Raw genomic sequence first — 23045 nt, 5'->3', positions numbered from 1 at the left:
TCGGGCGAACCGCGAAGATGTGGCTACGAAAGCCGCCACGACCCCGCCGATTTAAGTACCGAACCCGTCGCCGCCGAAGCGCTCGGCGCCTGAAACGTGTCGCCTGCAAGCCGGAGCCGAGATATGACTCCGGCTTGCTACCGACATCGAGTCGCCCGATCCCGCCTTCAACCGCGCGTCCTTCTCGTCGGCCACTCAGGCGCATGGGTTCCGTGAGCGACCGGCGGCCGATCCCAGCGCCCGGGCGTCGCCGATAGCCGCGCAATCGGACCGAGATGCGTCAAGCGCCCCGCAAAGCTTTCAGTCGACATCAGAATGCGCTCGAGTTCCAGTCGATCCAACTCGTTCGGCTGATCCACGTACTCGTGATTGCGCAACAGACCTTGCTGTCGAATCCAGTGACCCACCCGCGCGAGCGACACGCGCACGAGCCAAGTGCCGCCTTCACGCGTACGCCGGTCGAGCGCGACCATCGCACCGAACGACATCAGATATCCCGCCAAGTAATCCTGCGCGGAAACCGGCAGGAATTGCGGACGCTCGCTGTCTTGCCACGCCATTCCATTCGCCGCCTGCACGACCGTGTCGTATCCGCGCCGATCTTTCCAAGGTCCCGTGTGCCCCCACGCACTAAGCGACACGACGACGATGCCAGGACGCAGCGTCGCGAGCTTCTCCGGCGACATACCATAAGCTGCGAGCGCGCCAGGTCGATACGCTTGCGAAAAGACATCCGCGTCGCGAATCAGATCGCGTAGCGTCGTCGCTTGTTGGGCGTTGCGAAAGTCGATGTAGGTCGCGAGCTTGCCGATGCCCGTGTCGAGATCGGACAGCCCCGAATCGGGAAGATCCACGCGGTTCACGCGCAGGACATCCGCGCCGTGCTCCGCGAGCGTGCGCGCGCAGGTCGGTCCGGCCAACACGCGAGTGAGATCCAGCACACGAATGCCGGACAGCGGTCGCGCGCCTTCAGGCAGCGGTTCCCGCTCCGACTCGCCAATCTTGACGATCTCAAGCAACGGAAGCGCCTCGACCGCACGCTTCTGAGGCAACGCGTCCCATTCGCTTTCGCTGCGCACCAACGCGCCGCAGCCGCCGCCCGCAAAGATCGCCTCTTCGAGCTCCGCGCCCTCCCATTCGCGCACCCGCTTGGCAACCGATTCGCGTGTGTCGTCCGCAGCGAGCACCGCGCAATTTCGCGCGCTCAGATTCGAAAAATTGCAGTGCAGATAGACCCACCGTCCATCCTGTGTCGGATAGAAACCGGTGAGCTTTTCTGCGTTCGGCGGCCGGGCTCCGTCGACTTGCAGATAATGGGAACTGCGCATCGCGACAGCCGCATGTCGTGCATCGACCTCAATGGTCTGCGGCGCGCCGCCCTTCAGTTTCCATAGCTCGGCCGCGGCGAGTCCGTTCGCAGCAATCGCCGCTGCGCCAGTCGAAGCGATCCGATAACGCAATGGCAAAACAGGGTCGTCGCCCATAATTTGCACTGCTTTGACGTCGCTGTGTTGATACCCGGCGGCGTCGATCAGATCAACGAAAGGATTACGAACAGTCATTAGAGGTTTCCCTTGATTGGCAATCGGCACACCGGGCACTTGAGGATCAACGCCGCCGCCTCGTATGAACCATCAGCGCGCGAAAACAAGCCCGTCTATCGCGCAGCATGCATTTAGAGTAACATTATTGTCAACCATATTCGTTACCGTAAGGTAAGAAGCCAATCAGCAAAAAGGAGACTGCGGATGAGAAGCATATGTTTGTGCAAGTGGTTTGTCGCGTTGACTGTCTGTACGTGCTTGCTGATGCCTACGATCACGATCGCACAAAAATCGGGAGGAACATTACGCGCAATCATGCGAGACAATCCACCTACCGCGTCGATACAGGAAGAAGCGACGACGTCGACCGTCATCCCTTTCATGCCGGTGTTCAACAATCTGGTAGTTTTCGACCAACTCTCTCGACGCAACGACGCGAGTTCCATTAAGCCCGACCTCGCCGACAGTTGGGCGTGGAGCTTGGACCGCAAAACGTTGACGTTCAAACTGCATCCAGGCGTTAAATGGCACGACGGTGTGGCGTTCACCAGTGCCGACGTGAAATGCACGTGGGATTCGATTACCGGAAAACGCGATTCGGGCTGGCGCAAGAACCCGCGCAGGCCGTGGTACGAGAACCTCGAGAGCGTGAATACCAGCGGCGATCTGGAAGTGAGCTTCGTTTTGCGCCGTCCGCAGCCGTCCTTCATCATGATGCTGGCATCGGGCTTTTCGCCGGTTTATCCGTGTCACGTCGATGCGCAAACCATGCGCACGCATCCGATCGGTACTGGTCCGTTCAAGCTAGCTGAGTTCCGCCGAAATCGGGCGATCCGACTCGTTCGTAATTCGGACTACTTCAAGAGCGGCAAGCCCAAGCTCGACGCGATCGAATACCGGATCATTCCAAATCAAGGCACCAGAATGTTGACATTCGAGTCAGGTCAAGCCGATCTGACCTGGAGGGAGGTCAATATCGAAGCCGAAAAAAACATCAAGGCGCAACAGCCCAATGCCATTTGCGACATGGCGCCTCACGCCACCACAGGACAAATTCTATACAACCCAAACGATCCGACTTTCAAGGATCAAAGACTACGTCGTGCGATCGCACTGGCAATCGATCATGACGCCTTCAACGCCGTGATGGCACATGGCAAAGCACCTGTCGCCGGATTGATGCTCGCGCCGCCGGGAGGATCATGGGGACTGTCGCAAAACCAGCTCGCCGATCTGCCCGGCTACAGCAAGGACGTCAACAAAAGTCGCGACGAGGGCCGCCAGTTGATGGCGCAGCTCGGCTATGGTCCCGCGCACCATTTGCAAGCGCGCCTCACTGTCGTCAATCGAGAGACGCACGTCGCGCCGGCGACGCTGCTCACCGATCAGCTCCGTACGATCTATATTGATGCAACACTCGATCCGGTCGAAATCAGCGTCGCCAATCAGCGGGAGATTCAACGGTCTGGCTATCAGTTTCTGATGTTTTCCGCTGCGCCGCCGATCGATGATCCGGACTCCGTTCTGTTCGGAAGTTACGCATGCAAGGCGTCGACAAATTACAGCGATTACTGTGATCCGCAAACGCAAAAAATGATCGAGGAGCAATCGCAAACCGCGGATCCGGTGAAGCGCAAGGCGCTTGTCAACGCGATCGATCGTCGCATCACGCAACAGGCCGTTCGTCCAGTGGTCTTTGGCGAGTATCTCGGCTACTGCCGGCAGCCGTACGTGAAGAATCTGGTTCAGGCGACCAACGGTCTCTATGATTCTTACCGATATGAGGACGTGTCGATCGAGAAGTAAGTCAAAACGCATGTCGCCCGGCCGTACGTGGTCTTGCAAGAAAGCGTGACGAGTCAACATTAGCTGTCGCTATGGGCCCGCATGTATGTCTCGATCGCCGTCACAGCCGCGCGCACATGTGGCTGCGTACGCAGGTCGCGGTGATACACCAAATAGAACGGTTGAGTGGGTCCCAAAATATCCGTTTCGACACGAATGAGGTCCGTGTTTCGCGGGTCTTTTTCGAGGAATGCCGCAAGACCGATGCCCTGGTGAACCGCTTCAACGATTGCTTCCATCGAACTTGAGCGGAATGCGAACCGCGTCGCGCCAAGTTTGCGGATCCATTGCTCGTGTGGCAGTTCTTTCCAACGCTCGTCGAGTCCGACAAACGGATGCGCTGACGCCTCACCCTTGACGAGTCTCCGCGTAGGCAGATGGTGCCGGACATAATCTGCGGACGCGAACAACGCGAACCGAAAACTAGCGAGGTGTTTTTCCACGAGCACATTCGAAGTGGAGCGTGTGAGACGAACCGCGATGTCTGCTTCACGCGCGGCCACATCCGCCATCCGGCTTTCTCCCACCAGCTCAAGATCGACAAAGGGGAACGCCTCGCGAAACGTGGGCAGCGAGCGGGCGAGCGTTAGGGCCATTCCATCTGGCACGCTGATCCGCAGTGTCCCTGCCAGCAAGGTTTGATCGCGACGCAGGGCATCGAGACCGTGCGCCAGCCCTTCAGCCAGCCTCACAATCCGCAGCGCCTCCGGCTTTAACTCAGTGCCCGCCTGGCTGCGGTACACCAACTGGCATCCCATCGCAGCTTCCAGCGCATCGAGCCGGCGCGCGGTCGTGGATGTCGACAGGCCTAGTGCCTTACCTGCGGCAAGCAAGCTCCCGGCTCGATGCACGGCCAGAAGAATGCGCAGATCGTCCCAGGAGAGCGTTTCCATATATGGAAACTAGATTACCTCAATATTCCGTATACAGGAACATACGGGATGCGCACACTTGGCCCATGAAAATCATCCTGATTGGCGCGGGGCGGATCGGCAGCGCCGTGGCCTTCTGTCTCGCCAAAGCCGGCCATGACGTCACCGTCGTGGCACGAGGTGCGCGCTTCGACACGCTAAATCGCGATGGCGCAATCGTCACGGTCGACGGGCGAAGTGTGCCGGTTAAGGTCGTGTCGACGCTCGATCCGGCCACGCCCAGCGATCTGGCGATCGTCACCGTGCCTGAACACCAGGTCGCGCCGCTGCTGCCAGCGTTAGCGGCAAGCCGCGCGAACACGATCCTGCTGATGTTCAATACGTTCCAAGGCACCGGACCCTATCGAACCATCGTCGGCGCAGAACGCTTCGCTTTTGGGTTTCCGAATATGTCGGCATATCTCGTAGACCAGCGGCTACGCTTTCGCGTAGATGGCCCGGGCATGGGGACGACGATGTCAAGCCCCATTCTGGCGCAACTCTTCAAAGAAGCAGCTATGCCTAGCGAGGTAGAAGACGACATGGATGCATTCCTCCGTAGTCACGTCGCGCTCGTGGTGCCGCTCTTTCTCGCCGCGCTGCTCACGTGGCAGCGAGCAACCCAGCTCACATGGACCGAGGCGGAACAGCTCGATGCTGCCTGGACGGAAGGCTTTGACCTGGTTCGTAGTCTGGGTCACACGCTAAAGCCTCGTCTTGTCGCGACGCTCTTACGCATGCCGTCATTCGCGCGCACGGGTCTGCTGTGGCTTCTGAGCCGGTCGCGGCCCGTCAAGGATCTCGGTGAGTTCGGCCCAACGGAGACGCGTGCGTTGATCGATGCGATGGCGACAGCGGCGCCCGGCAAAACACCCCGCTTGCTGGCGCTTCGACCTTAGCCTGCGAAGGGCCGCTGTCAATTCGAAAGAAGCCCTTGGCGACGCGAGATTGCAGCCGTCCCTTCTGAGTCGAACTCGGCCGAAGGCGTCAGACCGAGTCCAGCAAGAAAGTATTCGACTTCTATGGCACGACTTTCATCGCTCCGTGTCGCGCAGCCAGCCAGATTCCGAAGCCATCATAGACGAGTACATGCGAGGATCGGAGTCAGATCGAGGGCCGGTCAAAGACCGTTATCGGAAGAAATATCGAGAAAAAAGCAAGATTTCGCGCGGAGGCGAATCAAGGAGAAACGCCGCGAGCAAAGGCGCGTCGCGGCGTACCGAGTTGGAAAATCGAATTTTCGTGCGAATCGGAAGCGATCAGAACTTCGGTGCCTCCTTCGGCGAGTTATAGGGTGTCTTGCCATCATCGAAGAAGCGCCGGTTGTCGCTTCGGCCATAAGCGAATACCAAGTCCACCCGGACGCTCCATCAGTTGACCGCATCAATATCGCCGACGATCACCTTTGGAAGTGATCAGCGGCAACTCGATGGTGACCAATGTGCCGAAGCCGGAAATTTCGGGAGCTGGCTAAATGCCGACCCGTCGTGCGCCGGGATTGGGCGAATTTGAGGGTATTTCTTGGTCGCAACCCTGATTCGATCAATATCCGCGTGCCCCTCATCGTCGTCTTCACCGATCAACCAGCGAAGCATCCAAGGCTTGTCTGCAGGAATTTCAATGCCCTCTAATTGCATATCAGATCGCCTAACAGCGCGTAACGGGCTCCTGATGGCAGACTCACAAAAACCACGACCGAGTCAGGTGTATGTCCTGGCGCTGGAACGATTACAACCGCGCCATCACCCCAGACGTCGTCGCTTCGCGGAAAGCCGAGACACGGGCCACCGTCGAATTCGTAGTTTTGGTAATTTAGGCTGCCAAAGCTGTTAATTACTTCGGTTCCCGAAGCTTTGGAATCAATCCAGCGTTTTCCCGCTACGGTAACCATTACCGGCACACCGCGAAGATCATCGATGTCGCTTAGGTGATCCCAGTGAGCATGGGTCGGGATGATGGCGGAAGTATCGTGAGGTTGCACGGAGGCGGGGCAAGCTGATCCGCAACTGGAACGAGTTTGTCATGAGCTGACTTCTGAATCGAAGGAATCAATTTCATGTGGTCTTCGAGGTGTCTTCCAAACCCGGTGTCGATAAGCAAATTCCCCTTGGGATGTCAGCACTCGATGGACGGACATCGTTTGCGCCTGTCTGAACAACAATGGCGAAGCTCCGTGGAGTCACCGCCCCCTTGTTTGGGCGCCGTATGACGTGCTGGGAAACGTTGGGCGAGTCACTCATATGTCCGTAGTGACTGCGTCGAGCTCTTGAACACTCCCACTTGCCCTGGTTCAGAATCGGCCAGCTCGAAAGTCGGCGAACGCTTGCTGGATTTCCGCCTGCGTGTTCATGACGAAGGGGCCTCCAAACGCGATCGGCTCACGCAACGGCTGGCCGGCGAAAAGAAGAAAGCGGCCGACATTGCCCCGCGCCGTTATGGTAAGTTCCGACGATCCCAGCTCCTCCGATCGCGTTAACCAGCCAAGCTGGCTGGCCTCCAAAAGGTCACCGGCGGGCCCGATCTCTACCGCACCTTCGAGGACGTAGACAAATGCATTGTCGGTCGCTGCAAACGAGTGCCGAAACGCACCACCGTTTTCGACCCGCACCTCGAGCATCGTGACACGAAGATGGTTGAGTGTGGGCGAGACCATATCGTCGTAGGCTCCGGAAAAGACCCTGACCTCAACTCCATCCTCGTTCCGGACTGGCAAGACGGAAGCCACCAGATCTTGATACCGTGGAACAGCCATCTTCTCGGCCGCAGGCAAATTCACCCAGAGCTGCAGGGTATGAGCACTTGTCCCGGCCGGAGGGTTTTCCTCATGCTGGATGCCTCGGCCGGCGGTCATCCATTGGGCATCGCCGGCACGGATCACCCCTCCATATCCGGCGCTGTCGCGATGCTCGATCGACCCCTCAATGACGAATGTAATCGTCTCGATGCCGCGATGTGGGTGAAAAGGGAATACCCCCTGGGACGTCCAATCCTCGGCCATCAGGACGAACGGATCGGCGAATGCGGCGTCCGGTGCGTCGATCAAACGGCGAGCGCGATGTCCGGCGCCTTGACCCGATACGAACTGGGGGTCGTCGATACGCGCTACTTCTCGAACAAACATCGGTTTTGGGGTGTTCATCCTGAATCCTCCTGAACGGGCGACCAGTCGCGGACTCACAATGCACGCGGCTCAAACTTAACTTAGCGAACGACCCGGCGGACGAAGTGCAATTCCACAGCGGATAGGGGGCCGCCGAGCTGCTGCATCGCACCGCCGTCCGCGAGAGAGCCGAGGTCGAGCGCGACCAGGCCCGTCGAATTAATAAGTTCGCCCACGACCGCCTTGGCATCGCGATCGTCTCCCGACATGAACAGCACGGCCTTCGGCTTCTGTGGCGAGAAATCCTGTATCCAAGCCATCGGCATATTGCTGATTGACTTCACCAGCCTGGCCCCGGGCGCCATTGCGGCGACTATCTCGCTCGACGTGCGGCCCTCCAGCGCGGCGACCGATCTCGCTACGCCGGCAGCGCTGATGTCCGGTTCCTCGCCCATGTGGGCGTTCGTCCCGTCGACGAGTATGCGGCCGGTCCAGTCGATATCCTTGAGCGCCGCCGGCGCATCCGCCCAATTCGTCGCGAGGATCACCACATCGCATTCCGCAGCGTCCTGCTTGGATCCTGCGGTGGCGGCCGGACCCAGATCAGCGACGAGCCCCGCCAACGCCTCCGGTCCCCGCGAACTGGACAGGACGACCTCGTGGCCCGCACAGATCAAGTGACGACCGATGGTCGTAGCCATGCGACCAGCGCCGATGAACCCAACTTTCATGACCGTTTCTCCGCGATCAAACGATGACTCAAGCAGCCGCAGCCAACGCAAGCACTTCGCCGAACTCCTTCACCGCCGTCTCGCCTGACATTCCAGCGCGCGCCGATCCGGCGAGGACGATGTCCATATCTGTAATTCCGATGAACCCCAGCACCTGACGGAGGTAGCTGCTGGCGTGATCGTAGCCTTCGATCGCAGAGCCAGGACTGAAATCACCCCCGCTCGCAAGAATGACGGTGGCCTTCTTGCCGGTTAGCTGCCCGACATTGTCGACGACCGTGACACCGACCCGGACGATATGGTCGATGTAGGCCTTCAGCACCGCCGGGATGGTGAAGTTGTACATCGGTGTGCCGATGATGATGCGATCGGCTGCCTGCAGCTCGGCGACCAAATCGTTGGAAATCTTGATGGCAGCAGCGCTCTCCGGCGAATGTTGCTCCGGGGGCGTAAACGCGCCGCCAATCCATGGCAGATCGACAAACGGCAGATTGGTCTTCATCAGATCACGTTCAATAGCTTTGCCGCCGGGATGTGCGGCCAGCCATTTCTCAACGAACACCGCCGAGAGCTTGCGGGAGGTCGAGTGTTCGTGGCGAGGGCTTACCTGTATCGCGAGAAGTGTGGGCATTTCGATCTGTTCCTTTCAGCTTTGAAGCGTCGCCCACGTGGGCTTGCGTGATACGAAAGATAGGGAAAGTGAATCATCTTGAAAACTGACAAAATATCGCTTCTATCCATCTAATGAGTAGATGACATGCTCGACACCGTCTCAATCAACCAACTTCGCACCTTTGTCGCGGTATGTGAGGAGATGAGCTTCACGGGCGCGGCCCGCCGGCTCCGGCGAGCCCAATCCGCCGTTAGCCACGCGATCTCCGCCTTGGAAGCTGCGCTAGGCCTGGAACTCTTTCAGCGAGATGCTCGGAAGGCCGAGCTCACCGCTGCAGGACGGGGCCTTCTTCCTGACGCGCGAGCCGTGATTGCACGTATGGAAGAGATGAAGAACCGGGCGAAGTCGATGTCGGCGGAAGGCGTGCCGAGCCTCTCAATCGCCGTCGATACGTATTTCCCAAGGGGGCGCCTGATCGACTGTCTGCGTGCACTCGAACGCGAGTCGCCAACAGCCGCCATTAGCCTGCGCATGATCACCATGCAGGGTGGTGAGGCGCTGGTACTGGCAGGCAGCTGCTCGCTCGCGGTTACCGTTTCAGACGTGCCCGAGATCAAGAAAGGCGCGATCGAGAGGCACTGGCTTTGCGAAGTAGAGATGGTCACCGTGTGTGCGCCAACCCATCCGTTAGCGAATATCGAGCGGCCAATCTCCCTCGAACAATTTGGTCAGCATGTGCAGTTGGTGGTAACAGACAACCAGCCGGGTGCAGAGAAGACCCAGATGGGAGTAGCAGGAGAGCGCCAGTGGCTCGTCAACGACCTAGCCGCGAAACGTGACCTTCTGATTTCGGGGCTCAGCTGGGGCCACATGCCTGTGAACTTGGTCGCTGAAGACTTGGCTGTCGGTCGTCTGGTCGAGCTTCGTCGCCGAGCATGGCACCTCCGCCCTCTTGTGTTTGTCCTCTCGCGCATGCGCGGCAGCGAGCTTTCACCGTTTGAAGAGCGTGCCGTGCAGCTTCTGGCGGATCGGGCGGTTTCAGACTCTTCGCAATATCCTTGAGATCGGGCATTCATCGGCAAATCGTGCGTCGAATTCGTGGTCGCCTTGGACTTGCGCTTTTGCTTGCATCGCAGGCCAAGCTTTGCCCGCAAACGTCTGATGCGGTGAACATCAATGTGGACGCCGTGGTCCGCCAGATCCCGACATATAGCCGCACAGAAATAGCTCGACGGGTTCCACCTAGTTCGCCTGATGGATCAGATCACCGCTTGGAAAGTCCCAGTTGCGGATACTCAGAACACCTTGGTATTTAGGTTGCGCAAGATTCTTAAAAGCCCGCATTACGACGTCCGCTTGAGCGCACTGCTGTCTTGCGCCCAAGCGAAACGAATTGATGTCTCACACCTCGAGATACGAGCAATATTGCCCGAACGATGAAATAGAACGTCGCACGGCACGCGCCCGAATGAAGCCGTGCGGAGACCGCGCGGGCCCAACTCGCTGCTTTAACGCGGCGACGATAGCCGGCGTACCACGGAAACCATCTGATCGACTTCATCGCTGGTGTTATAAAAAGCGAGTGACGGCCGCACGGTCGCCTCGACTCCGAAGCGCCGGAGAATCGGTTGCGCGCAGTGATGCCCCGAACGCACGGCAATGCCTTCTTCGTTCAACGCCTGCCCGACCTCTTCCGTCTCATAGCCTTTCAGCACAAACGACAACACGCTGGCCTTATCCTTCGCGGTGCCGATCAACCGTACGCCCGGCACCGGCTGCAACACGCTCGTTGCGTAGGCCAGTAGATCGTGTTCATAACGCCCGATATTCTCGATACCCACACGCGTCACGTAATCGATCGCAGCGCCAAGACCGACTGCATCGGCGATATTGCCCGTGCCCGCCTCGAAGCGATTAGGCGGCGCCTGGAAGACGGTCTTCTCGAACGTCACGTCCGCGATCATGTTGCCGCCGCCCTGCCATGGCGGCATGTCTTCGAGCAGATCGCGCTTGCCGTAGACCACGCCAATACCCGTGGGACCGAACAGCTTGTGGCCCGAGAACACGAAGAAGTCAGCGTCGATCTCCTGCACGTTCACCCGCATGTGCGAAACCGATTGCGCGCCATCGACCAACGCGCAAGCGCCGGCGCGATGCGCCATCGCCACGATTTCCTGCACCGGCACAACGGTACCCAACGCGTTCGATACCTGCGTGACCGAGACAATCTTCGTGCGGCTGTTGAGCAGCTTCTGATACTCGTCGAGTCGAACCTGACCCGAGTCATCGACAGGAATCACGCGCAGCGTCGCGCCCTTTTGTGCGGCGAGTTGTTGCCAAGGCACGATGTTCGCGTGGTGCTCAAGGTGCGACACAATGATCTCGTCGCCCTCTCCGACGTTTTGCACGCCCCAGGTCTTCGCTATCAGGTTGATGCCTTCCGTCGTGCCGCGCACAAAGATGATCTCTTCCGGCGACGCTGCGCCAATGAAGCGCCGCACCGTATCGCGTGCGCCTTCGTACGCATCGGTCGCGCGTCCTGCCAATGCATGCGCGGCACGGTGAATGTTCGAATTCTCATGCGCGTAGAAGTACGACAACCGGTCGATGACCGACTGCGGCTTCTGCGTCGTCGCCGCGTTATCAAACCACACGAGCTGACGACCATTCACGCGCTCTTGCAGAATCGGAAAGTCGCGGCGGATGGCGTTGACATCGAAGGGCGGATGTGCGGAACCAGTCCTTGGCAAGCGCTCGTTTGAATGCGGTGTACGGGCGTTATCGAGGAAATAAAACGAACTGTTGCGATCAGGCTCAGCGCCCTTCGACACTGAAGGCTCGCGGCCGTTAAATGAGCGCAGGTTATCTAATGACGGCAGGCCAAACGATACAGCCGTTGGCACATCGTGACTTGGCAACGGCAGCTCGCGGCTCGCGCCGGTTGACGAGCCCGCGCCCCGCAGGAAATAAAACGGCGATTGATCTTGTTGCCCGGCATCAGGCACGCCAACGGCCAGCGCCGCACCACCGAAGCGTGGTTCCAAGGCCGGTGCTGCACTCGTCACGGAGTCAGGTACGTTGTTTTGCGCGACAGCATGCGGCGCCAGCGCGGGTACGCGATTGCCCAAAGACAAGACGTGGGTAGGCGACGACGGCAGCAGGTTGGCGCCTGCTACCTTGCCTTGCGGAAGACTCAGGTCTGGCACACCTGTCCCTGCACCGCCCGGGCCCGCAAACGGCGACCCAGGGGGCGCCAGATTGCTCGCGGATGCCAATACGGGCGCGGCCACCGGCAACCCCGCTGAGAGCGATTCGCCACTGCCACTGCCAAGACTCGCAAGCGACGGCAACCCACTACCAGCACTTCCCGGCGCGACTGAAAAGAAAGCATTTGCGAGACGCGACAACGTGGCGACGTCCGGCAATCCCGCGGGCGCTGCGCCCGTCGGAACATCGGGAAGGGATGCGCTGCTCACTGGATTACTTGTAGGTGTCAGGGTAGTCATGGTACTTAGCGATCTCCACGTCATCCAGAACCGCCAGTGCGTCCGGCGAGTGCACTGCGAGCGAGCAATATAACGAGATCAGGTACGAAGCGATCGCGTGATTGTTGATGCCCATGAAGCGCACCGACAGTCCTGGTCCCTGCTCGCCTGCCACGCCCGGCTGGAACAAACCCACCACGCCTTGACGCTTGTCACCCACGCGCAGCAGCAGGATCTTGGTCTTCCCATCGGCTACTGGCACCTTGTCCGATGGGATCAACGGAATACCTCGCCACGTGAGGAACTGGGAACCAAACAGGCTCACGGCCGGCGGCGGCACACCGCGACGCGTGCATTCGCGCCCGAACGCCGCGATAGCCAGCGGATGCGTCAGGAAAAAGGCAGGCTCTTTCCAGACACGCGTCAGCAGTTCATCGAGGTCATCGGGAGTCGGCGCGCCAGTCAGCGGAAACACGCGCTGTTCTTCGGCAACATTAGCCAGCAGACCGTAATCGGGATTATTAATGAGCTGGTTTTCCTGTAATTCCTTGATCGTTTCGATCGTCAGGCGCAGCTGTTCCTTGATCTGATCGTGCGGACTACTATAGAGATCCGACACACGGGTCTGCACGTCGAGGACGGTGCTGACGGCGTTAAGAAAGTACTCGCGGGGGTTTTCATCGTAGGGAACGAAAGTGCGGGGCAGTTCGCTTTCGTCTTCACGTTGCGTGCAAGCCGCCTTCACTTCCTCCGGATTTTTGACCTGGTTCAACCGGTAGATACCGGCTTCAACAGGCACCCATTGCAGCAAATGAGTGAGCCAGCGAGGGGTGATGGTAGAAAGCTGGGGAACCGTCTTGGTTGCATTGGCTAGTTGCCGTGCTGCGTTATCGCCGAGCGCCGTCTGGCCGCCCACATTTGCCGTCATGTGATGCTCCGAAGTCTATAGAAGGAAAGCGGGATTACTTATCAGAAAATGGATTATCGAGGCCACTGTGGCTTCCATCAACCGGCTATAGACCACATTTCGGCAAATATTATGGTGTGGTTGCGGATTGATTTTCGCGCATCAGCAAATTTGCCATGGGCATGTCAAAAGCACTCGCTAGCTTCTCGACCGTTAATATCGACGCGGTCACCTCACCCCGTTCAATCTCGCCCACATACGAACGGTGGAGGCCCGCTCGTTGGGCGAGCTGTTCTTGTGACCAGCATTTAGCATCACGTAAATGTCTGATGTTTTCGCCAAAGACCCGTATTAAGTCAGTCATGAGGTCAGCTGGGAGCTTTGGGGCTGGAGGGCATCGCTGCGCGATACGGCCTGCGTGATATTCGCACCCGGCTCAACGTCATGCGTGAGCCACACGTTACCGCCGATCACGGCGCCGCGGCCGAGCGTAACGCGCCCGAGAATCGTCGCACCCGCATAGATCACAACCTCGTCTTCCACAATAGGATGCCGGGCGAGCCCTTTCTCCAGATGCCCTTCGTGGTTGCGAGGAAATCGCTTGGCGCCGAGCGTCACAGCCTGATAAACCCGCACGCGCTCGCCAATGATCGTTGTCTCGCCAATGACCACGCCCGTCCCGTGATCGATAAAAAACCCCGAGCCGATCTGCGCACCCGGATGGATGTCGATACCTGTTTCGGCATGCGCCAACTCCGAGACGATGCGCGCCAGCAACCGCAGGTCAAGACGGTACAACTCGTGCGCAAGCCGATGATGGATCATCGCCAGGATGCCGGGATAACACAGCAGCACCTCGTCGACGCTTCCTGCTGCAGGGTCCCCATGAAAGGCCGCGAGCACGTCGCTGTCTAGCAGTGCCCGAATGTCCGGCAGTCTTGCGGCGAACGCGCGAACGGCCGTGCCGGCGCGCGCCTCTATACCCCCGTCGTCGCGCGGCAAATGGCGAGCCCGATACTGCAGTTCCAGTTGCGCTTGGGCGAACAGGCCATGCAGTGCCGAATCAAGCGCATGGCCGACGAAGAAATTTTCGCTCTCCTGACGCAGATCGTGTGGGCCTAGCCGCATGGGGAACAGCACACCCTTGAGCGTTTTGATAATGTTCGCAAGCGCTTCTCGCGCCGGCAGTTCGCGACCGCCCGGCTCCTGCGATCGCCCCTGCTTCGCGCGCCATTGCTGGCGGACCGTCTGGAGCGATTGGACGATGTCGTCGATGTCGAATGCAGCCACAGTCGGAGATCCTTCGGCTTGTTGCCAGGAGTGGAAACGCGGGTTCTCTCAGTCTTGCACCCAAGGCAGGCCAAGGTAACGCCAGCCGCCGAGGGTGCCGCGTCGCTGCTGTTCATCGAGCTGGCCTTCAAAGCCCTCCAGCACGTTGAACGCTTGCGCAAAGCCAGCTTTCGTTGCGGCCTCGGCGGCCAGTGCAGATCGGTTGCCGCTGCGGCACAGCAGCAGCACAACAGCTTCCTTGCTGGTTTTCGCCTCGAGTTCACGCACAAACCTCGGGTTGCGCGTCAGGCTTGTGCCCGTCGCCCAAGGCACATGAACGCTGCCCGGTACATAACCCACGAACTTGCGCTCCTCGGCCGTGCGTACATCGACAATGACTGCGTCGCCCGACTCCACCAAAGCCAAGGCCTCTTGCGGCGAAACCCCACCGGCGTAAGGCAATGCAGCGGCCACAGCCGCATCCCGCGCCGCATTCAGAACTGCGTGCTTTACCCGTTCTTCCAATTCGACCGTCATACAATCTCCTTGCGATTCCGTTTAGTACACGTCATGGCCAACAGTTTTCAGAGGAAACGCAACCGTCTATAGCCATCAATTGCCACTATGCGAGAACAGGAAGGAAATTCGAACCAACAAAAACTTATTTCTAAAGAAGAACTTGCAGATAGTCGCGCTGCGACAAACCTCTTGAATTCCGCAGACGGTTTCTTGTCTGGGGCGACAACCGAAAGTAACGGCGTCCAGCCTGCCTGGACCAGTTCAAAAACCGGGGCCTTTCTTTGGCAACGGTCTGGTCAATGCACCTTTGGAAAACCATGACGCTCGGCAAGCAGATCCAGGATTCGACGCGTGTCGGTCACGAAGTGTTTGTCGCCGAGCGTATGTGCACCGGCGGGCACCGGATGTTCGTCTCCCAGAATCAGCACGGGCAAGCTCTGGTGCTCCTCATCGAGCGCAGCGATGACCGCCTCACGCGGGTGCGCAAATGGCAGACGGTGAATATCAAGGCGCGAGGTCTTTGCTGGATCGCTGGCCAGCAGACCTTCAATAGGTGCGCCATCCGGGCAGATAAAACGCTCACCCGGATATTTTGGATCGGTGAAACCCGGCTCAAGCAGCAGCAAAAGGTCTTGGCTCACGATTTGGGAATCCTTGAAGAAGAATGCCCGCTGAGAGACGAATGGAACTATCCTCGTGCCCTTGGCGGAGCGTTGTAAATCACTTAGAACACCTTCAGAACACGCGGCCTTCGGTCAGATGCGTGGTGTCGCCGTTTAACTGATAACCGCCGATCACTCGCGCTTTGTGCAACAACGGGTTGTGGCTGAAGATCGTGCGCAAGTTGCGCCAGTGACGATCGAAATTGTGCACACGCGATGTGGCGGAAGCGCCGCCTGCCTCAAACAAGCGCTCGCCCGCATGCAACGCCAGCTTGCTCACCACCAACTGTGTCTTTGCCGTGGCCAGCGCACCTTGCAATACCAGTTCTTCGGCGTTGTCAGCTTGGGCGCGGATGGCATTAGCCGACCGATCCAGCACGCGTGCATTCTGCTCGACCAGCGCATCAATCGCGTGACTGTGAGCCGCAAGATCGCCCACCACTTGCTGGATGAAATGATCCTCTCGCGCAGATGCCGCCGGGCTGTGCAGCACCGGGCGTCCATGCTTGAGCACATAGTTCTCAGCATCCGCAAGAATATTGCGGACAATGCCCGCAGCCACTGCAACGAGGTGCAGTTGACGCAATGCGCCGCCATGGCGTCCTGCCAGGGTCGAAGCGCCTCTTGGCACGACTTCGTTCGCGTGGACTTGTACGTTGTCGAGGACCAGGCTGCCACTGGCGGTCATCCTCTGGCCCATGCCATCCCAGTCATCCAGTATCTGGACGCCCGCTCGGGTGACCGGAATGATAGCGACCACGTTGTTGTTCTTTTCATCTTGCACGTTGATACGTGCATAGTCGGAAAATGCTGTTCCGGTCGAGTAGTATTTCTTTCCCGTGACACGATATTCGTCGCCATCGCGCCGCAGGATCGTGCCTATTTCACCGGGCCGCGATGTGCCCCGCTCGGTCGACGCACCGCCGAATATTGCACCGTCCAGCAAGCGCTGGATCTGAGTGTCGTTGAACGCTGAACGCGGCGACAACAGGAGCGACTCGGTCAGGTCGAAATGGATACGCAGCGCATGGGCTATGTTCGATTCCTCCGCAGCGAGGGTCGCGATCACCTGAAACAACTCCGGCAATGAGCCGCCCAGTCCGCCCCATTCGACTGGCAATCGCAGCAAGCCAAGACCGGACTTGCGAAACAACGCAAAACCATCGAACGGCAATTCACGTCGTGCCTCGCGCGCCGCGCCGTCCCGGCCTAGCTCCTTCGCCAACGCTGGCAACGCGGCAAGCGCCGCATCCAGCTGTGACGTCGCGGTAATTTCAGATGGTGCATTCATGCTTGTTATTTCCTTTTAATAGCGTAAAGCGCAGGGCTCCTTGAACCAGGGCATCGTCCGTGGGGAATCGATAATTGAGCCGCATACGGATCGGCGAACATCTGGTTGAGCTTTACGATCTGCGAATCGCTTTGGTGACGATCCCTCTGTTCGCCCGGTGCGATACCTGGCGATTTACTTAAGCGATACCTGAGCAGCACAATAATGTAGTCGCGGGCTCGCGGTATTGCTCTATCGATTTCATCTTTCTATATGTGCGCTGCTGCAAAGATGGTCGGTAAGCGAGCACCGTTCGAACTGGCTGACCGATCTGCGGTTGATGATAAAGATTCCTCCATTACTTCGTTGAGGCGGCGGGCTTGAGCCCGTACGCTAACTCAGACCATTCGACTCCGTGTACACGGCTGCGAGGCACGATGTGCTCGTGCGGCATCACATCTGGCGCAGCAGCATCAGGATGATGTGTTCACGCATCGATAAACACTGTTTGACGGGCAACGCCCTTGACCCATTGCGTTTTTTAATCAGGTCTGGTCAAGACCTCACCGGCTGAAAAAGCATAGGCCGAGGCGTCAAACTTGTGCTGCCGGATTTGAAATTGGAAAAGGATTTCGCGAAAGCACTTTCGCCTTCGCCGCTAATAAACCTCAATAACCCCGCTACTTATCTTGAGAACGATCGATGATTCAGCGCACACCCTTTCAGTCTGGCCGCCGCACCACCTTGCTCAGTCTGGCGAGCGCCGCCGCCGGCGTTGCGTTGACGTCTCTGACGCCGCTGACATCGCTGGCAGCTAGCACGGTCGGCTCGTCAGCCGTGCCGGAGGTTGCACCGAGACGGGGTGGCCGGATCACATTGCTGGTCAATCCCGAGCCGAAGGCCCTGATCAACTTCGCAACCACCGCTGGCGCCGAGCAGAAAATAAGTCCGAAGGTAACCGAGGGATTGTTGAGCTATGATTTCGATGTTCGTCCGCAAGCGCAACTGGCGACGCAATGGACCATCAGCGCGGATGGCCGCGAATACGTCTTCAAGCTTCGTCCAAATGTACGCTGGCACGACGGCAAGCCGTTCACGTCAAAGGATGTGGCCACGTCAATAGGATTGCTCAAGCAATACCATTCAAGAGGACGCTCGACGTTCGCCAACGTGGTCGAAGTTGCAACGCCCGATGCTCACACGGCCGTATTGCGATTATCGAAACCGGCGCCCTACCTTATCTACGCGCTGGCTGCGTCCGAGTCACCCATCTTGCCCGCTCATCTGTACGACGGCAGTGACGCGCTAAGCAATCCTCATAATATCAATCCTATTGGAACCGGACCGTTCATTTTCAAAAGCTGGGCGCGCGGCAGTCATGCCGTCTTCTCCCGTAATCCAGACTACTGGGACGCGCCGAAGCCTTACATCGACGAGTTGGTGGTGCGCTTCATGGGCGATCCAGCGGCACGCGCCGTCGCGCTGGAAACGGGTGAACTGGATCTCGCCGGGGAGAACCCGGTCCCGCTGACCGACATTGCCCGGCTACAGGCGTTGCCGCATCTGGCGCTCGAAACCCGGGGGTACAGCTATGACGCAGCGCTGACTCAACTGCAGTTCAATCTCGACAATCGTTACCTTGCCAATTCGAAAGTGCGGCAGGCGATCGCCCACACCATTGATCGGCAAGCAATCCTGCGCTCAGTCTGGTACGGCTACGGGATCATCTCACCGTCACCTATCAGCCCGCTGCTCACCCAGTTCTACGATCCGGCCGCGAAAGCGTTGCCGTATGACCTTGCAAGCGCCCAACAGTTGCTGGATGAAGCGGGTTTCCCACGTCAATCCGACGGTTTCCGCTTCAAATTGAATCTTGACTACAACCCCTATGATCCGACCTTCGCGCGGTTGGCCGAGTATCTGCGGCAAACATTGCGACGCGCCGGAATCGAGGCAACCGTACGCTCACAGGATTTCGGCAGCTACGTGAAGCGTATTTACACCGATCGCGACTTCGATCTGGACGCGAATTTCCTGGGCAATACCTTCGATCCGACGGTCGGCGTGCAACGTCTCTACTGGTCGCACAACTTCAAGGCAGGCGTACCGTTTTCGAACGCAACACACTATCAAAGCCCGGAGGTCGACCGGCTGCTGGAGACCGCGGCGGTAGAAAACGATCCGCATAAAAGAGTGGATTACTTCAGGCAGTTTCAGCAGATTGTAGGGCGCGATTTGCCGATCATCGACCTCGTGACCCTGAAGCAGGTGACTATCTATAACAAACGTGTGCACAACCATACGCTGACCGCCGACGGCCTGAGCGGCAACCTTGCGGATGTCTTTGTAGCGTGACGATGGGATTTGCCGGGGCTTATCGAGCGGTTAGCGCGATCCATTAGCCGTTGCGCCGAATATGCAAAGCAAAAATTGTTGATTGATGAAAACGTGTCAACGCCCAAGAATATGCATCCCCCCATCCGCACGACCCAACGACGTGGAGCAAACAAATGAGCAAGGCCAAGCGGCAAATCAAGCTAGGTGCTTTCCTGATGGAGACAGGGCACCATATTGCTGCCTGGCGTCATCCTGATACGCATTTGACTGGCGGGCTCGATTTCTCGCACTACGCTCAACTCGCGCAGCTCGCCGAGCGTGCGAAATTCGATGCGGTTTTTTTCGCGGACAGCGTAGGCATCCGTGATACGAATCTCGCCTCCCTCTCGCGCACGGCCCGCGCCGACCACTTCGAACCGCTGACCCTGCTGGCTGCCTTGTCGGTGGTCACGAAAAACATCGGCTTGATTGCGACCGTCTCCACCACGTTCAATGAGCCGTTCAATGTCGCACGCAAGTTCGCCTCTCTCGACCACCTGAGCGGCGGCCGCTCAGGCTGGAACCTCGTGACATCAAGCAGCGAAACGGAAGCTCTCAACTTCGGCTTCGAGCAACACCCGGCTCACGCAGTTCGCTACGAGCGCGCCCGCGAATTCTATGACGTCGTCGCAGGCCTCTGGGACAGTTGGGAAGACGACGCTTTCATCCGCGACCGTGAAAGCGGTATTTATTTCGATCCTGACAAGCTGCATACGCTGGACCATCGCGGCCCGCATTTCAAGGTGCGCGGCCCGCTCAACATCGCCCGCTCGCCGCAGGGCTGGCCAGTGGTCGTGCAGGCCGGAGCATCAGATGCGGGCCGCGAGCTTGCCGCACAGACCGCCGAGGTGATCTTCGTTGCGCACCAGACCCTGGATGAAGCCAAGGCGTTCTATCAGGACGTCAAGGGGCGGCTCATCAAATACGGCCGGCAACCTGAGGATCTGAAGATCATGCCGGGTATCTTCCCGGTCATCGGCCGGACCCGTGACGAGGCGCGCGCCAAGTTCAACGCGCTACAGGACCTCATTCATCCGGATGTCGGCCTCGCACTGCTGTCGAAAATGACTGGCGGTGTCGACTTGTCAAAGTATCACATCGACGGGCCATTGCCCGATTTGCCCGAAACGAATGGCGGTAAAAGCCGGCAGCAATTGCTGTTCGACCTGGCGCGGCGCGAGAACCTGAGCATTCGCGACCTGTATCTGCGCATAGCCGGGGCTCGCGGACACCAACAGGTCGTGGGCACTCCGGAGAGTATCGCCGATCAACTGGAGCAATGGTTCGAAGAAGAAGGCGCGGACGGTTTCAACATCATGTCGCCATGGTTGCCGGGCGGGCTGACCGAATTTGCCGAGCTGGTGGTACCGGAGTTGCAGCGACGCGGTCTGTTTCGCACCGAGTATGAAGGCACGACGTTACGCGAGAATCTCGGACTGCCACGTCCGGAAAATCGTTACGTCCAGGCTATACAGAAGCGCGCGGCGAGCTGAACCACCCGGGGGGGTCGCTATAGAAGAGCCGCCACGAGCGGGCGTTGATTGCCCCTAATCCAGTACTGCTGAGCACGACCAAAATCGCGTGTGCCGACGGGGCTTTGTTAAGACGCCCCGATCGTCACGTCGTGTTGCGTGACGAGCGTGATGTATGCGCACGAAGTACCGCGGCCAAATGCCAAACGCCGATAACGTTTCATGTATTCGTTATTGGATCGACCCTCTACACATTCTTATACTCAATTCCTGTTAGCACCCGGCTGCGAGGAGTGCTACTCATTCACCACAACGGAAATCCAACCATGAGCTTACGTCCGCTCCACGACCGCGTCATTATCAAGCGTCTCGACCAGGAAACAAAAACTGCATCGGGCATTGTGATTCCCGAAAGCGCCGCTGAAAAACCGGACCAGGGAGAAGTCATTGCCGTCGGCCCCGGCAAGCGTGATAGCGATGGCAAGCGCATCGTACCCGACCTGAAGGTCGGCGAGCGCGTGCTTTTCGGCAAATACTCGGGCCAGCAGGTCAAGGTCGACGGCAACGAACTGCTCGTGCTGCGCGAAGAAGACGTTGTCGCCGTAGTCACCCAACAATAACGGAGCTTCAGAAATGGCAGCCAAAGAAATTGTCTTTAGCGACACCGCGCGTTCGAAGCTGGTCGAAGGCGTCAACATCCTCGCCAATGCAGTGAAAGTAACGCTTGGGCCCAAAGGCCGCAACGTCGTGCTGGAGCGCAGTTTCGGCTCCCCGATCGTGACGAAGGACGGCGTCTCGGTCGCGAAGGAAATCGAGCTGGCCGACAAGCTGCAAAACATCGGCGCGCAACTGGTGAAGGAGGTTGCGTCGCGCACCAGCGACGACGCTGGCGACGGCACCACCACGGCCACCGTGCTGGCCCAGGCGATCGTACGCGAAGGGCTGAAATACGTGGCTGCAGGTCTCAATCCGCTGGACCTGAAGCGCGGCATCGACAAGGCAGTCATCGCCGCCGTGGAAGAACTGAAAAAGATCAGCAAACCCACCACGACCAGCAAGGAAATCGCGCAAGTCGCGACGATCTCGGCGAATGGCGAGGAGTCGATCGGTCAGCGGATTGCCGAAGCAATCGACCGTGTTGGCAAGGAAGGGGTGATTACGGTCGAGGACGGCAAATCGCTCGACGACGAACTCGACGTGGTTGAAGGACTGCAGTTCGATCGCGGTTACCTGTCGCCCTATTTCATCAACGATCAGGATAAGCAGGTCGCCGTCCTGGAAGATCCGTTTGTGCTGCTGCACGACAAGAAGGTATCGAATATTCGCGACCTGCTGCCGGTGCTGGAGCTGGTGGCGAAGGCGGGACGACCGCTGCTGATCATCGCGGAAGACGTCGAAGGCGAAGCGCTCGCGACGCTGGTCGTGAACAACATCCGTGGCATCCTGAAGACGGTGGCAGTCAAAGCGCCGGGTTTTGGCGATCGTCGCAAGGCGCTGCTCGAGGACATAGCAATCCTGACCGGCGGCCAGGTGATCGCTGAAGAAACGGGCCTCACGCTGGAAAAGGCAACGTTGGCTGAACTGGGCCAGGCCAAGCGTATTGAAGTGGGCAAGGAAAACACCATCGTGATCGACGGCGCGGGAGACACGAAAAATATCCAGGCGCGCGTCAAGCAGATCCGCGTCCAGATCGAAGAGGCAAGCTCAGACTACGACCGCGAAAAGCTGCAGGAGCGCGTGGCGAAACTGGCGGGCGGCGTCGCGGTGATCAAGGTGGGCGGTGCGACCGAGATCGAGGTCAAGGAGAAGAAGGACCGCGTTGACGATGCATTGCACGCCACACGTGCGGCAGTCGAAGAAGGCATTGTACCAGGCGGCGGCGTTGCATTGATTCGCGTCAAGCAAGCGATCAGCGGCCTGAAAGGCGCTAACGCGGACCAGGACGCGGGCGTCAAGATCGTGCTGCGCGCATTGGAAGAACCGCTACGCCAGATAGTCACGAACGCGGGCGAGGAAGCCAGCGTGGTCGTCGCGCGAGTGGCCGAAGGCACAGGCAATTTTGGCTACAACGCGCAGACCGGCGAATACGGTGATCTGGTCGAATCGGGCGTGCTCGATCCGACCAAGGTCACGCGTACTGCGCTACAGAATGCGGCGTCGATTGCGGGACTGCTGCTCACGACCGATGCAACGATCACCGAAGCGCCGAAGAATGCGGCCCCGGCCGCGCCTGGAGGCGGACCGGGCGCTGGTGGACCGGGCTTCGATTTCTGAGCCTTGGCCTACCCGTACTTGCCCACCTGTAGTCACCGCAGTACGTAAGCACGTCGGCGCGTCCAGT

General features: G+C 58.9%; 20 protein-coding genes. 7 read left to right on the top strand and 13 right to left on the bottom strand.

Translation table 11 applies throughout. From position 1 onward, the window contains the following. Positions 1-167: 167 nt before the first annotated feature. Positions 168-1562: a CoA transferase gene (locus EOS_RS05585; protein ID WP_047845612.1), complete on the bottom strand. Its 1395-nt coding sequence runs from the start codon at positions 1560-1562 to the stop codon at positions 168-170. A 186-nt stretch (positions 1563-1748) separates the two neighbouring features. On the opposite strand from EOS_RS05585, the gene EOS_RS05580 reads away from it, so the two are divergent. Further along, positions 1749-3350, top strand: a complete 1602-nt coding sequence (locus EOS_RS05580) for an ABC transporter substrate-binding protein (RefSeq protein ID WP_047845611.1) — start codon at positions 1749-1751, stop codon at positions 3348-3350. A 59-nt stretch (positions 3351-3409) separates the two neighbouring features. On the opposite strand, the gene EOS_RS05575 is transcribed toward EOS_RS05580, so the two are convergent. Continuing rightward, complete coding sequence (locus EOS_RS05575; RefSeq protein WP_047845610.1) at positions 3410-4282, bottom strand: LysR family transcriptional regulator; 873 nt, start codon at positions 4280-4282, stop codon at positions 3410-3412. Positions 4283-4347: 65 nt separating this feature from the next. On the opposite strand from EOS_RS05575, the gene EOS_RS05570 reads away from it, so the two are divergent. Beyond that, positions 4348-5199 carry a ketopantoate reductase family protein gene (locus tag EOS_RS05570; RefSeq protein ID WP_047845609.1) on the top strand — a complete coding sequence of 284 codons (852 nt, stop codon included), beginning with the start codon at positions 4348-4350 and terminating at the stop codon, positions 5197-5199. A gap of 728 nt (positions 5200-5927) precedes the next feature. Here the strand turns inward: EOS_RS05570 and EOS_RS49150 are convergent. The 4 genes from EOS_RS49150 to EOS_RS05550 form a co-directional block, all read right to left on the bottom strand. Next, the gene (locus tag EOS_RS49150) at positions 5928-6281 is read right to left on the bottom strand and encodes an MBL fold metallo-hydrolase (protein WP_075645289.1); all 354 of its coding nucleotides are present in this window, start codon (positions 6279-6281) and stop codon (positions 5928-5930) included. A 309-nt stretch (positions 6282-6590) separates the two neighbouring features. Beyond that, complete coding sequence (locus EOS_RS05560; RefSeq protein ID WP_047845607.1) at positions 6591-7439, bottom strand: pirin family protein; 849 nt, start codon at positions 7437-7439, stop codon at positions 6591-6593. Between the two features lie 62 nt (positions 7440-7501). Further along, positions 7502-8131: an NADPH-dependent F420 reductase gene (locus EOS_RS05555; protein WP_047845606.1), complete on the bottom strand. Its 630-nt coding sequence runs from the start codon at positions 8129-8131 to the stop codon at positions 7502-7504. Positions 8132-8159: 28 nt separating this feature from the next. Further along, positions 8160-8762 (bottom strand): FMN-dependent NADH-azoreductase, encoded by a 603-nt coding sequence (locus EOS_RS05550; protein WP_047845605.1) that lies wholly within the window; start codon positions 8760-8762, stop codon positions 8160-8162. Between the two features lie 126 nt (positions 8763-8888). On the opposite strand from EOS_RS05550, the gene EOS_RS05545 reads away from it, so the two are divergent. Beyond that, on the top strand, positions 8889-9806 hold the full coding sequence (locus EOS_RS05545) for a LysR family transcriptional regulator (RefSeq protein WP_047845604.1): 918 nt from the start codon (positions 8889-8891) through the stop codon (positions 9804-9806). A gap of 446 nt (positions 9807-10252) precedes the next feature. Here the strand turns inward: EOS_RS05545 and EOS_RS05540 are convergent, their stop codons facing one another. The 7 genes from EOS_RS05540 to EOS_RS05515 all read right to left on the bottom strand — a co-directional run bounded on the left by EOS_RS05540 (position 10253) and on the right by EOS_RS05515 (position 16877). Beyond that, positions 10253-12250, bottom strand: coding sequence for a family 2A encapsulin nanocompartment cargo protein cysteine desulfurase (locus tag EOS_RS05540; RefSeq protein WP_047845603.1), 1998 nt, complete (start codon positions 12248-12250; stop codon positions 10253-10255). Beyond that, positions 12225-13157 carry a family 2A encapsulin nanocompartment shell protein gene (locus EOS_RS05535; RefSeq protein WP_047845602.1) on the bottom strand — a complete coding sequence of 311 codons (933 nt, stop codon included), beginning with the start codon at positions 13155-13157 and terminating at the stop codon, positions 12225-12227. The genes EOS_RS05540 and EOS_RS05535 overlap by 26 nt, the downstream gene beginning before the upstream one ends. Before the next feature lie 109 nt (positions 13158-13266). Next, positions 13267-13500, bottom strand: a complete 234-nt coding sequence (locus tag EOS_RS44185) for a helix-turn-helix domain-containing protein (RefSeq protein WP_075645288.1) — start codon at positions 13498-13500, stop codon at positions 13267-13269. Beyond that, positions 13497-14426 carry a serine O-acetyltransferase EpsC gene (epsC, locus tag EOS_RS05530; RefSeq protein ID WP_047845601.1) on the bottom strand — a complete coding sequence of 310 codons (930 nt, stop codon included), beginning with the start codon at positions 14424-14426 and terminating at the stop codon, positions 13497-13499. The genes EOS_RS44185 and epsC overlap by 4 nt, the downstream gene beginning before the upstream one ends. Before the next feature lie 48 nt (positions 14427-14474). Next, positions 14475-14942, bottom strand: a complete 468-nt coding sequence (locus EOS_RS05525) for a rhodanese-like domain-containing protein (protein ID WP_047845600.1) — start codon at positions 14940-14942, stop codon at positions 14475-14477. A gap of 278 nt (positions 14943-15220) precedes the next feature. Beyond that, complete coding sequence (locus tag EOS_RS44180; protein ID WP_075645287.1) at positions 15221-15565, bottom strand: DUF3088 domain-containing protein; 345 nt, start codon at positions 15563-15565, stop codon at positions 15221-15223. 94 nt (positions 15566-15659) lie between these two features. Then, positions 15660-16877: an acyl-CoA dehydrogenase family protein gene (locus EOS_RS05515; protein WP_047845598.1), complete on the bottom strand. Its 1218-nt coding sequence runs from the start codon at positions 16875-16877 to the stop codon at positions 15660-15662. A 681-nt stretch (positions 16878-17558) separates the two neighbouring features. Here EOS_RS05515 and EOS_RS05510 point away from each other — a divergent pair. The 4 genes from EOS_RS05510 to groL all read left to right on the top strand — a co-directional run bounded on the left by EOS_RS05510 (position 17559) and on the right by groL (position 22978). Continuing rightward, positions 17559-19211 (top strand): ABC transporter substrate-binding protein, encoded by a 1653-nt coding sequence (locus EOS_RS05510; protein WP_082163222.1) that lies wholly within the window; start codon positions 17559-17561, stop codon positions 19209-19211. Between the two features lie 155 nt (positions 19212-19366). After that, positions 19367-20725 carry an LLM class flavin-dependent oxidoreductase gene (locus EOS_RS05505; RefSeq protein WP_047845597.1) on the top strand — a complete coding sequence of 453 codons (1359 nt, stop codon included), beginning with the start codon at positions 19367-19369 and terminating at the stop codon, positions 20723-20725. 305 nt (positions 20726-21030) lie between these two features. Then, positions 21031-21324: a co-chaperone GroES gene (locus EOS_RS05500; protein WP_047845596.1), complete on the top strand. Its 294-nt coding sequence runs from the start codon at positions 21031-21033 to the stop codon at positions 21322-21324. Between the two features lie 13 nt (positions 21325-21337). Next, positions 21338-22978, top strand: a complete 1641-nt coding sequence (gene groL, locus EOS_RS05495) for a chaperonin GroEL (protein WP_047845595.1) — start codon at positions 21338-21340, stop codon at positions 22976-22978. Positions 22979-23045 lie beyond the last annotated feature (67 nt).

Origin of the sequence: Caballeronia mineralivorans PML1(12) (assembly GCF_001028175.1) — a bacterium.
Taxonomy (GTDB): domain Bacteria; phylum Pseudomonadota; class Gammaproteobacteria; order Burkholderiales; family Burkholderiaceae; genus Caballeronia; species Caballeronia mineralivorans.
This window is presented reverse-complemented; position numbering and strand designations above follow the sequence as displayed.